Source organism: Herbaspirillum sp., assembly GCF_035644555.1.
In the GTDB taxonomy this organism is placed as follows: Bacteria; Pseudomonadota; Gammaproteobacteria; order Burkholderiales; family Burkholderiaceae_D; genus Herbaspirillum.
On sequence record NZ_DASQOH010000018.1, the window covers coordinates 42576 to 54547 of the forward strand.

8 protein-coding genes are annotated in these 11972 nt (G+C 63.2%); 5 read left to right on the forward strand and 3 right to left on the reverse strand.

From position 1 onward, the window contains the following. Positions 1-244 precede the first annotated feature (244 nt). Positions 245-805 carry a carbonate dehydratase gene (locus tag VE092_RS06555; protein ID WP_180671117.1) on the forward strand — a complete coding sequence of 187 codons (561 nt, stop codon included), beginning with the start codon at positions 245-247 and terminating at the stop codon, positions 803-805. Between the two features lie 114 nt (positions 806-919). Here the strand turns inward: VE092_RS06555 and uraH are convergent, their stop codons facing one another. Continuing rightward, positions 920-1273, reverse strand: coding sequence for a hydroxyisourate hydrolase (gene uraH / locus VE092_RS06560; protein ID WP_324875031.1), 354 nt, complete (start codon positions 1271-1273; stop codon positions 920-922). A gap of 309 nt (positions 1274-1582) precedes the next feature. Between uraH and VE092_RS06565 the strand changes: the two genes are divergently transcribed. From VE092_RS06565 to VE092_RS06580, 4 genes are all read left to right on the forward strand, one after another. Then, positions 1583-2401 (forward strand): outer envelope protein, encoded by an 819-nt coding sequence (locus VE092_RS06565; protein WP_324875033.1) that lies wholly within the window; start codon positions 1583-1585, stop codon positions 2399-2401. A 340-nt stretch (positions 2402-2741) separates the two neighbouring features. Beyond that, a complete protein-coding gene (locus VE092_RS06570) occupies positions 2742-5000 on the forward strand; it encodes a catecholate siderophore receptor Fiu (RefSeq protein ID WP_324875035.1) in 2259 nt (752 codons plus the stop codon). A 436-nt stretch (positions 5001-5436) separates the two neighbouring features. Continuing rightward, complete coding sequence (locus VE092_RS06575; RefSeq protein WP_324875037.1) at positions 5437-7695, forward strand: catecholate siderophore receptor Fiu; 2259 nt, start codon at positions 5437-5439, stop codon at positions 7693-7695. Between the two features lie 154 nt (positions 7696-7849). Further along, a complete protein-coding gene (locus tag VE092_RS06580) occupies positions 7850-8530 on the forward strand; it encodes a Fe2+-dependent dioxygenase (protein WP_324875039.1) in 681 nt (226 codons plus the stop codon). A gap of 80 nt (positions 8531-8610) precedes the next feature. Here the strand turns inward: VE092_RS06580 and VE092_RS06585 are convergent, their stop codons facing one another. Then, a complete protein-coding gene (locus VE092_RS06585; RefSeq protein ID WP_324875043.1) occupies positions 8611-10239 on the reverse strand; it encodes an aromatic amino acid ammonia-lyase in 1629 nt (542 codons plus the stop codon). Positions 10240-10270: 31 nt separating this feature from the next. After that, complete coding sequence (locus VE092_RS06590) at positions 10271-11518, reverse strand: urate hydroxylase PuuD (protein WP_324875045.1); 1248 nt, start codon at positions 11516-11518, stop codon at positions 10271-10273. Between the last annotated feature and the right edge of the window lie 454 nt (positions 11519-11972).

Below are 11972 nucleotides of genomic sequence, written 5' to 3' on the forward strand. Positions count from 1 at the left end.
GCGAACAGCGACCGTTCGCCCTTGCATTTGGCGCAGGGATGGTCCGACAGGACTGGTTATTATTTGAGAATGATTATCAATTATATTGCCTGTGATGCCGCAGGACAAGTCCCTGCCCGCTGGTCGGGTGGGCGGGCGGGGACAAACAGGGTATGATCGCTCCCCGCTTGAACGCGCCGCTGCACCCGCCTGTCCGGGCCGCGCCGGCGCCCCGCACCACCGCATCCCCAGGAGAAACCGATCCATGCTTCGCCGCAACCCATCCGGCCACCGGCCCCAAGTCCACGAATCCGCCTATGTCGACCACACCGCCATCCTGTGCGGCAAGGTGATCGTGCATGAGAATGTCTTCATCGGTCCCTACGCCGTGATCCGCGCCGACGAGGTCGATGCCCACGGCGAGATGGAGCCCATCATCATCGGCGCCCATTCCAACATCCAGGATGGCGTGGTGATCCACTCCAAGTCGGGCGCGGCCGTCACCATCGGCGAGCGCACCTCCATCGCCCACCGCGCCATCGTGCATGGCCCCTGCACGGTGGGCGACGATGCCTTCATCGGCTTCAACAGCGTGCTCTTCAATTGCAGCATCGGCGCCGGCTGCGTGGTGCGCCACAACGCCGTGGTCGATGGCTGCGACCTGCCGCCGGGTTTCTACGTCCCCTCCACCGAACGCATCGGCCCCAAGACCGACCTTTCCACCATCCCCCGTGTGACGGTGGCGGCATCGGAATTCTCGGAAGACGTGGCGCGCACCAACAATGAACTGGTGCTGGGCTACAAGAAATTGCAGAACGAGTTCTGATTTCCGCGCGCTCGGCGCGCTGGCTTCATCGAAACCACGCGCCCAACAAAAAATCCGGCTTCTTGCGAAGACCGGATTTTTTATCGACTGCATGGATGAATCGGCTTTAGCCGATCAACTCCCGCGATAAGTCGAATACGCCCACGGCGACACCACCAGCGGCACATGATAGTTCTGCGTCGCATCGGCGATGCCGAAGGCGATCACCACCTCATCGACAAAGCGCGGTTGCGGCAGCTCCACGCCCTGGGCCGTGAAGTAATCTCCAGCCGCAAACACCAGTTCATACTTGCCGACCTTGAGCGCGTCGCCGGCCAGCAGCGGTTCGTCGCAGCGGCCATCGCTGTTGGTAACGGCCTGCTTGAGCAGGGTCTTGCTTCCCTCCGCCACCGCATACAGCGCCAGCTTCACGCCCGCGCCGGGCTTGCCCCTGGTGATATCCAGCACGTGCGTACTCAGTTTGCCCATGTTGCCGTCCTTTCCCTGTCTGATTTGAATTGCGATGCCGGCCGATGATATACCGCCGGGCGGCGATGCCTATACGAGTGCGCTTATACTCGCCATCGATGCAGCGGACATAATGCCTTACCGCGCTGCCGCCGCCAAATCGGGGAAGACACCCGATGCAGGCCACAGCGCCGATCCACCCCGCCGCCATGCCAACGCTCCCAACAGGAGCGCCCTGCCAGGCCGGCCTGCCGGCCCATCCATGCCGGTGCCGTACCTCACGACGACACTATCTCTATAAAAATTTTATCCATTACTGGAGGAGACTTCATGCCCATCCCATTCCTGTCCCGGCGCACCTCACTGGCCAGCATCCTGGCGCTGTCGGCGAGCGCCGCCCACGCCGCCGACTGGTCCGACAATGCCATCGGCTATCGCTACGGCACCCGCTTTGCCGAACCCTACAACAGCCAGGACATCAGCAAGAACATCCTCAACTTCACCCACAGCAGCGGCTACCGCTACGGCACCAACTTCCTCAATATCGACCTGCTGATGTCGGACCGCAAGGACGACAACGCCCAGGAAGCCTATCTCACCTACCGCCACACCCTGGACCTGGGCAAGATCAGCGGCCGCGATCTGGCTTTCGGCCCGGCACGCGGCGTCGGCCTGACACTGGGCCTGGACTGGAATACCAAGAACGACGACAGCTACGCCTCCAAAAAGCGCATGTGGGTCATCGGCCCGACCCTGATGATGGATGTCCCGGGCTTCCTCAATGTGAGCCTGCTGGCCCTGTTCGAAAGCAACCAGCCCAAGGGCATCAGCAGCCGCTACAGCTATGACACGCACCCCATGCTGAACCTGGCCTGGGGCATCCCGCTGGGCAGTTCCGGCTGGGGCTTCGAAGGCTATCTGAACTACATCGCGGCCAAGGGCAAGAACGAATTCGGCGGTGCCACCGCACCCGAGTTCAACATCGATACCCAGGTGATGTATGACCTCGGCAGCCGCCTGGGCATGGGCAAGAACAGCCTGCGCCTGGGGCTGGAATACCAGTACTGGCGCAACAAGTTCGGCAATCCTTCCAATGTCCCCGGCTCGCTGGCCAAGACGCCGATGGTGCGGGTGGAGTACCACTTCTGATCGTGCGGGCGTTGCCAGGCTTTCTTCTGGTTTCAGACGATTCTGATTGAAGAACATCGAAGCCGATGATCTTCAATCGCCCATCGCAAGCCCCCTCAGAAACTCCTGCAAAAAATCGAAATTTGTAGGAGTTTCTTTTCCCTCCGCTCTTCCTATACTCGCCCGTTCCGGTTTGCCGTGGCGCCATGAGGTCTCCCAGCCCGCGGCCGGACATCCCTGATATCTGATCGCCAGCCACACGTCGGCAAGCGCGCAGGAGCGGCGTCGACGCCTGCCCCGGTCGCGTCCCCGCTCTCATCGCCAGCCAAGAGATTTCGCAACCCTTCTCTCGGAACCTGACATGAGCCTGATCAAGAGCCGCAAACACCCCACTCCCCCCACCCGGCTGCGCGCCGCCGTCGCCGGTGCCCTGCTGCTGCCCGCCGTGGCCGCCCACGCCCAGGCCGCCGGCGGCCAGTTACCCGGCCTGCAGGTCGATGCCGCCCGGGAATCCCTCTACAAGGCTGACCGCTCGGCCTCTCCCAAGTACAGCGAACCGCTGCTCGATACCCCGCAAACCCTGCAGATCATCAAGCGCCCGCTGATGGAGCAGCAGGGCGCCACCTCGCTCACCGAAGCCCTGCGCAACACGCCCGGCGTGGGTACCTTCTTCCTGGGCGAGAACGGCAGCACCAGCACCGGCGACACGGTGTATATGCGCGGCTTCGACGCCTCCAGCGCGATCTTCGTGGACAACGTGCGCGACCTGGGCGCGATCTCGCGCGACGTCTTCAACCTGCAGCAGGTGGAAGTATTGAAAGGCCCGGCCGGCACCGACAATGGGCGCGGCTCGCCGACCGGCTCCATCAATCTGGTGACCAAGCAGCCCGAACTGGCCGACGCTGTCTCCGCCTCGGCCACCTATGGCAGCTGGAACCAGAAGCGCGCCACGGTGGACTGGAACCGGGTGCTGGACAACGACCGCGGTCTGGCGCTGCGGCTCAATGTGATGAAGCAGAACAGCGGCGTACCCGGCCGCCATGAAGTCCACAGCAACCGTGACGGCATCGCGCCCTCGCTGGCCTGGGGCCTGAACGGACCGACCCGCATCTTCCTGAACTACCTCCACGTACAACAGGACAACCGCCCCGATGGCGGCGTCTCCACCATCGGCCTGCCCGGCTACAGCTCGCCGGATCCGGCGCGCCCCTTCCTGAGCCGGGCGCCCAGGGTCGATCCGCGCAACTTCTACGGCCATGTCAATGACTACGACCGGGTCAACGCCGACATGTACACGCTGCGCGTGGAGCACGATTTCTCGTCGCAACTGAAGCTGCAGAACACCACCCGCTATGCCCGCACCGACCAGGACTACCGTCTCAGCTCCTTCCTGGCCACGGGCGCGAAAAGCAGCCGCTTCGACACCGGGGTGAAGACGCCCTCGATCACCGACCGCTCCACCTGGCTATTGGGGCGCCAGCTGATCAACCGGCGCGACCAGGCCAACCACATCCTGAGCAACCAGACCCATGCGAGTACGGAGCTAGCCACAGGCCCCCTGCAGCACACCCTGGTGGGCGGCCTGGAACTGAGCAGGGAACGCCAGGATGCGCTGGCTTTCAGCGCCGGCAGCGGATCACGCCCGGATGCCAATCTGTATGCGCCCGATCCGCGTTTCGACGACAGCAAGCCCAGCATCAACGTCAGCGGCCGCAACAAGGGCGAGACCGACACCGCCTCGCTCTATCTGCTCGATACCATCAAGTTCGATGAACGCTTTTCCGTCACCCTGGGCCTGCGCGAAGACCACTATCGCACCCGCTTCTTCAATCTCAACCAGAACGGCCGCACCGAACTCAAGACCTCCGGCAACCTGCTGAACTGGAAGCTGGCGGGCGTCTTCAAGCCCACCCGCAACAGCAGCCTGTATGCATTGATGGCGACCTCGCAGCAGCCGCCGGGCGGTGCCAATTTCAACCTCAGCGCCAGCAAGGACAGCGCCTCCAACCCCGACTACGCGCCGCAGAAGACCCGCACCGCCGAAGTCGGCAGCAAATGGGAAATCCTGGACCGCAAGCTGCTGCTGACGGCCGCACTGTTCCGCACTGAGATCAGCAACGAGGTCGAGAAGGATGAAGCCAGCGGCGTCTATTTCCAGACCGGCAAGAAGCGCAACCAGGGCGTGGAACTGGGCGTCAGTGGCGAACTGACGCCCAACCTGTCGGTGACGGCCGGCTACAGCCGCATGAACAGCAGCGTCAAGAGCGGCAGGATCGTCACCGCCAGCGGCGAGAACGTGCTCAACTACACGCCCCAGCAATCTGTCACCAGTTGGGCCAGCTGGCGCCTGCCGAAAGGCTTCGTGGTCGGGGGCGGCCTGCGCTACTCGGGCGGCCTGCGGCGCGGACGTGACGGGGCCATCGGCACCCCCACCCGGACCGATGCCTTCTGGGTGGCCGATGCCATGGCCGGCTATGTGATCAACAAGACAGTGGACCTGCAGTTCAACGTCACCAATCTGTTCAACAAAGACTACGCCGCTTCCATCAACAAGAGCGGCTACCGTTATACGCCGGGCGCCCCGCGCGCCTTCGCGCTGACGGGCAATTTCAAGTTCTGACGCCCGCAGTACCGGACCAGGGCAGAACGATCCCGGCCCGACGGTGACGGCCCGCCGTCGTCACCTGCATTCTTCTTACGCTTGTTTCGACCGGCCTGCGCGACGACTTCGTTCGTATTCTTTATACAACAGCGACGCGGCGGGCCGGCGCTGAAGAAATCCCGGTTTCACAAGGCTTCCCGCACGATCCGTGCCCGGCGACCGCGATCTTTCATCATTTTTTTACGAATAAGAATCACTTTTATTTAGCATGTCTTTTATAATTGTAAAAATCTTGTATCCGATTGTTGCAAAACGCGCGATACCAGATCACAAAAAAACACGTACTCGCCAGCCATTGCGGCGGTGCAGGCCGGGTCCCCGCTGACCGACCGGCCGCCCGTCCGACTCATAGCCAGCCAAGAGAACCCAAAACAACTTCTCTCGGAACCTTGCCATGAGCTACATCAAGAGCCGCAAGCACGCGCAGCCCGCGTTCGCTTCGACCCGCCTGTCCGCCGCCGTCGCCGGCGCCCTGCTGCTGCCCGCCGTCGGCGTCCACGCCCAGACCAGCACCCTGCCCAAGGTGGAAGTGACCGCCGCCCAGGAATCGGATTACAAGGCCGACAAGGCCTCTTCCACCAAGTACAGCCAGCCGCTGGTGGATACGCCCCAGACCCTGACCGTCATCAAGAAGCAGCTGATCGACCAGCAAGGCGCCACCAACCTGACCGAGGCGCTGCGCAACAGCCCCGGTGTGGGCACCTTCTATCTCGGCGAGAACGGCAGCACCAGCACCGGCGACGCCATCTACATGCGCGGCTTCGACAGCTCCAGTGCCATCTTCGTGGACAACGTGCGCGACCTCGGTTCGATCTCGCGCGACATGTTCAACATCCAGCAGGTGGAAGTATTGAAGGGTCCGGCCGGCACCGACAACGGCCGCGGCTCGCCGACCGGTTCCATCAACCTGGTGACCAAGCAGGCCGAGATGAGCAACTTCTTCAACGCCTCCACCACCTATGGCAGCTGGAACCAGAAGCGCGGTACCGCCGACTGGAACAAGGTCCTGGATGAAGACCGCGGCATCGCCCTGCGCCTGAACCTGATGAAGCAGGACAGCGGCGTCCCCGGTCGCCACGAAGTCAAGAATGACCGCTACGGCATCGCGCCCTCGCTGGCCTTCGGCCTGAACGGCCCGACCCGGGTGTTCCTGAACTACCTGCACATCGACCAGGACAACGTCCCCGACGGCGGCGTGCCGACCATCGGCCTGCCCGGCTATACCTCGCCGGACCCGGCCCGTCCGTACATCTCCAGCGCCCCGCGCGTGGGTTCCAGCAACTTCTACGGCAACGTGAACGACTACGACAAGGTCACCTCCGACATGTTCACCGCCCGCGTGGAACATGACTTCTCGCAGGACCTGAAGCTGCAGAACACCACCCGCTACGCCAAGACCAGCCAGGATTATTTCCTGACCTCCTTTATGGCGAGCGGTACCGCCAGCAGCACCCGACCCGCTGGCCTGATCACGCCCTCGGCGACCAATCTCTCGACCTGGACCCTGGCCCGCAACCTGCCCACCCGCAAGGACCAGTCCAATGAGATCCTCACCAACCAGACCAACCTGACAGCCAACCTGAAGACCGGTTCGCTGCAGCACACCCTGGTGGGCGGCGTGGAATTCACGCAGGAAAAGCAGCATGCCACTTCCTTCACCAGCAGCGGTACGCTCCCGGCGGCCAATCTGTACAGCCCGAACCCCAACTTCGGCAATGGCAGCTACACCATCACCCCGACCGGCTACAACGACGGCAAGACCGACACCATCTCGGCCTACCTGTTCGATACCCTGAAGTTCAACGAGCAGTGGTCGATCAACGGCGGCATCCGCGAAGACCACTATCGCACCACCTATTACTCCAACGCCGCCGGCACCATCACCAACCTGTCGACTTCGGGCAACCTGTTCAACTGGAAGCTGGCCGCGATCTTCAAGCCGACCGACTACAGCAGCATCTACGCGCTGTACGCCACTTCGCAGCAGCCGCCGGGGGGCGCCAACTTCGCGCTCTCCAGCGCAGCCAACAGCGCTGCCAATTCCAACTACGCGCCGCAGAAGACCAAGACCAGCGAACTGGGCACCAAGTGGGATCTGCTGAACAAGAAGCTGGCCGTGACCGCCGCGCTGTTCCATACCGAAGTGAGCAATGAAGTCGAACAGGACGGCACCTCCGGTCGCTACTTCCAGACCGGCAAGAAGACCGTGCAGGGGATCGAACTGGGCGTGACCGGTGACGTCACCAACAACCTCTCGCTGGCCGCCGGCTACACCTGGATGGATACCAAGGTCGACAGCGGTGCCATCACCACCGCTTCGGGTGAGAACAACCTGGCCTACACCCCCAAGCAGGCCTTCACCTCCTGGGCCACCTACCGCCTGCCGCAGGGCTTCACCATCGGTGGCGGCGCACGCTACGTCAGCTCGCTGCTGCGCGGTACCGACGGCGCGGTCGGCACGCCCAAGTACGCCAATTCCTACTGGGTGGTGGACAGCATGCTCGGTTATGTCGTGAACAAGAACGTGGACCTGCAGTTGAATCTCTACAATATTTTCAACAAGGACTACGTAGCGGCAATCAACAAGAGCGGCTATCGTTACACCCCGGGTTCGCCACGCGCCGTGGCGCTCACCGCCAACTTCAAGTTCTGACCCTGCCCATGGCGATGATTTGATCTGCCTCAGCCCCGGCACCATGCACTTTGCCTAAAGTGGTGGCGCCCGCTGAGTCCTTCATGGATCAGCCAGACTTGACGGCCCCTCCCGCGCGGAGGGGCCTTTTCATTCGCGACAGGAGAGGTTCATCATGATGCTGCACATTCCCGAAGTCCTCAGCGCCGAGCAGGTGCGCCACATCCGCACCGAACTCGACCGCGCCGACTGGATCGACGGCCGCGCCACCGTCGGCGACCAGGGCGCGCGCGTGAAGCGCAACCGGCAGTTGCCGGAGCATTCGCCGCTGGGCCTCCAGCTGGGCGAGATCATCCTGGAGGCGCTGCGCAGGAATCCCCTGTTCTTCGCCGCCGCCCTGCCCAAGAAGACCATGCCGCCGCTGTTCAACAGCTACGAGGGCGGCGAGCATTACGGCCTGCACGTCGATGGCTCGGTGCGCAACCTGCCCAATGCCGCCGGCAGCATCCGCACCGATGTCTCCACCACGGTGTTCCTGTCGGACCCGGACGAGTACGAAGGGGGCGAGCTGGTGGTGGTCGATACCTACGGCACCCACGAGGTCAAGCTGCCGGCCGGCGACATGATCGTCTATCCCTCCACCAGCCTGCACCGTGTCGAACCGGTCACCCGCGGCGCCCGCGTCTGTTCCTTCTTCTGGACCCAGAGCATGGTGCGCGACGACTGGAAGCGCAGCATGCTCTTCGAACTGGACCGCAACATCTACAGCCTGCGTCAGCAAATCGGCGATACCGATGAAGTGCTGGGCCTGACCGGGCACTATCACAACCTGCTGCGGCAGTGGGCCGAAGTGTAAATTCTTTATATTGTTCAAGCGGAAAAGGCCGTCCGGCATGACACCGGACGGCCTTTCTGCTTTCTTCCCCCAGGATGGGATCAGACGAAACGTCCGATAGCTGCCTTTACAGCCTCGCGCACCGACCCGCTGACCACAAAGCCCTGCGCGGCCTGCACGTCGTCATGGAACCAGCGGTCCCCCTCCAGGCAGGCCGGGATCTGCCGGCGGATCTCGTCGTAGGCCGCCTGCGTTCCACGGCCCAGGACGAAGTCCTTGAGCAGTTCTTCGGTCATCGTCAGCGCCTGCGCTGCCAGCAGCATTTCCACGCCCACGATGTACTGCGTGTTCTGCACTACCGTCAGGGCCTTGCGCGCACACCAGGTGGAGTTGGAGATGTGGTCCTCGCTATTGCCCTTGGAGGGGATGCTGTCGACGCTGCCCGGCATGCACAGCGTGCGGTTTTCCATCACCAGCGCACTCATCGAACACTGCACCACCGGATAGCCGGTATTGACGCCGCGCACGCCACTCATCAGGTTGCGCGGCAGCCCCCACGACAGCGTGGGATCGATCAGCCGCGCAATGCGACGCTCGCAGATGCTGCCCAGGTCGGTGATGGTCATGGCCAGCAGGTCCATGGCCTGCGCCAGGTACTGGCCATGGAAGTTGCCACCGGAAATGATCTCGAAACCCTCGCCGTCTTCCTTGTTGAAGATCAGCGGGTTGTCGGTGGCCGAATTGGTTTCCTTCTCGATGATGGTGTCGATGTAGTCCAGCGCATCGAATACCGGGCCATATACCTGGGGCGCGCAACGCAGCGAATACACATCCTGGATGCGTGAGGTATAGGGGATATCGGTGCGCCGCAGCTCGTCCGGCAGTTGCACCGCACGCGCTGCGTGGGTGGTGCGGGTGGAACCCTGCAGGAGGGTGCGGATCACGTCCGCCGTCTTGATCTGCCCGGCGTGCGGCCGCGCCTGCTGGATGCGCGGATCGAAGGCCGACATCTCGGCACGCATGGCCTCCAGCGTCAACCCCAGCGAGAGGCAGGCATCGGTCAGCAGGTGGCGCGCATCGTGCGCCGCCAGGATGGCCACCGCCAGCGAGGCGGTGCAGCCATTGATCAGCGCCGAGGCATCCTTGGCCTTGAGGTCGAACTTCACCGGTGTGATGCCGGCCTGTTCGATGGCCTGTGGAGCCCGCATGCGCTGCCCCTGGAACATCACCTCAGCCTCGTCGAAGCCAGCGATGGCCGCAGCCAGGTAGGCCAGCGGTGCCAGGTCGCCGGAGGCGCCCACCGAGCCCTTCTGCGGCATGACGGGGTGGATGCCGGCATTGAGGAAGGCCAGCAGGCGATCCACCACCTCCACCCGCGGCGCGGAATAGTTGGAGGCGAACGCGTTGGCACGCAACAGCATGGTGGCGCGGCTGACTTCCTCGGAGAAAGGTTCGCCGACGCCGGCGCTGTGGGCGCGGATCAACTGGGTCTGGAACAGTTCGATATGTTCCACCTTGATGCGGGTGTCCTTGAGCAGACCCACGCCGGTATTGAAGCTGTACATCATGGGCGCTTCATCGTGCATCCAGGTGCTTTCGATGTAGTCGCGGCTGTGCTTGAGGGCCGCGCGCGAGGAGTCGGCCAGGGCGACCTTGAGATGCGGTGCGCGGGCCACGCTGATGACTTGCGCGGCGCTGAGGTTGAAGCCGTCGATGGTGATGGTAGGCATGTGTCGTATCTTCTTTCTGACGTGATCGGGCCTACTTGGCACCGGCCTGGAACCAGGCGGCCACGTCGGCGCGTTCTTGGTCGGTCATCTGGGTCATGTTGGCCAGCGGCATGTCCTTGGTCTGGACGGCGCGCTGGAATATCTTGGCGGCGTGCTGGTGGATCAGCTCAGGGGTCTGCAGCATCATGCCCGCCGGTGCCGTGGCAAAGCCGGCCTGGGTCGGTTTGTCCGAATGGCAGCTGGCGCAGCGCTGGGTGATGATGGCCTGGATCCTGGTGAAGTCGGGCGCTGCCGCTGCAACCGGGGCGCTGCCTGCGGCGGCAGATGCCGGTGCTGCCGGTGCCGACGGTATCACCGGACGCGGCGCGATCGCCACCGCCACGGCCAGCAGCAGGGCCACCCCGGCGATGGGATAGCCGATCGCCACCCGGCCCTTGTGCCGCAGATTGAAAAAGTGACGGATCAGCACACCCGCCGCCATGATCGCCGCCAGCACCAGCCAGCTATGGGCATGGGTATAGGTCATCGCATAGTGGTTGCTGATCATGATGAACAAAATGGGCAGCGTGAAGTAGTTGTTGTGCACGCTGCGCTGCTTGCCGCGACGACCGTGGATAGGGTCGGGCGAGCGGCCCTGCTGCATCGCCTCCACCAGCTTGCGTTGTCCGGGGATGATCACCATCAGCACATTGCCGACCATGATGGTGCCGATCATGGCACCCACATGGATGTAGGCGGCCCGTCCCGACAGCAGGTGCGTGAGCAGGTAGGCCACGGCCACGATGAAGACGAACATCACCAGCCCGAGCAGGCCCTCGCGCTTGCCCAGTGGCGAGCGGCACAGCAGGTCATAGACGATCCAGCCCAGCACCAGCGTGCCGATGCCCACGCCCACCGCTTCGATACCGGAGAGATTGGCCACCGACTTGTCCACCATCATGGCCGAGGCATTGAAGTAATAGACGATAAACAGCATGGCCACGCCGGTGATCCAGGTGGCGTAGGCTTCCCACTTGAACCAGTGCAGTTCCTGGGGCAGCTCGGCCGGCGCCACCAGATACTTCTGCGGATTGTAGAAACCGCCGCCGTGGACTGCCCACAGCTCGCCGGAGACGCCCTTCTTCTCCAGGTCGCTGCCCGGCTTGGGCGGGCGGATGGAGTTGTCCAGCCAGACGAAATAAAAGGAGGCGCCGATCCAGGCGATGCCCGTGATCAGGTGTAGCCAGCGAACCAGCAGATTGGCCCAGTCGATGCCATATGAAACCAGGAGTGCTTCCATGTCTTCCCCACGCAGGATTGCTGTCCGCCACCGCGACCTACTCCGGACAGGCGAGGCATTGCCTCAGGAATGGGCCGCCATGAAAGCCCTCCCCCGCCATGCATGCCGCATGGAAACTGCTGGATGAGTGGGAGTGAAGGCTTTCCGCGCGCCGGGACGCGGACGAAGCCTGGAAGTGGCGTCGCTGCTGGTCTCCCGTCGTGCTGCCGCTACGACCCGATGGCTGCTGCCATCTGTTGTCTCGGTCCTCGTCCTGCGGCGCTGCCCTCGTGAGGCTGGCAATGGCTGGCGCGGACCGGTTGCACGAACGATAAACGCGGGGACCGCGCAAAACATGGTCGACAACATATATTTGACATACGAAAGTCCATATACAAAAATGCCCCCTGGATGTGGGACGCTTGCGCTCGCATCACGCCAGGCCGCCGCCGCAAGCCGGCCTCGGTGAATAACA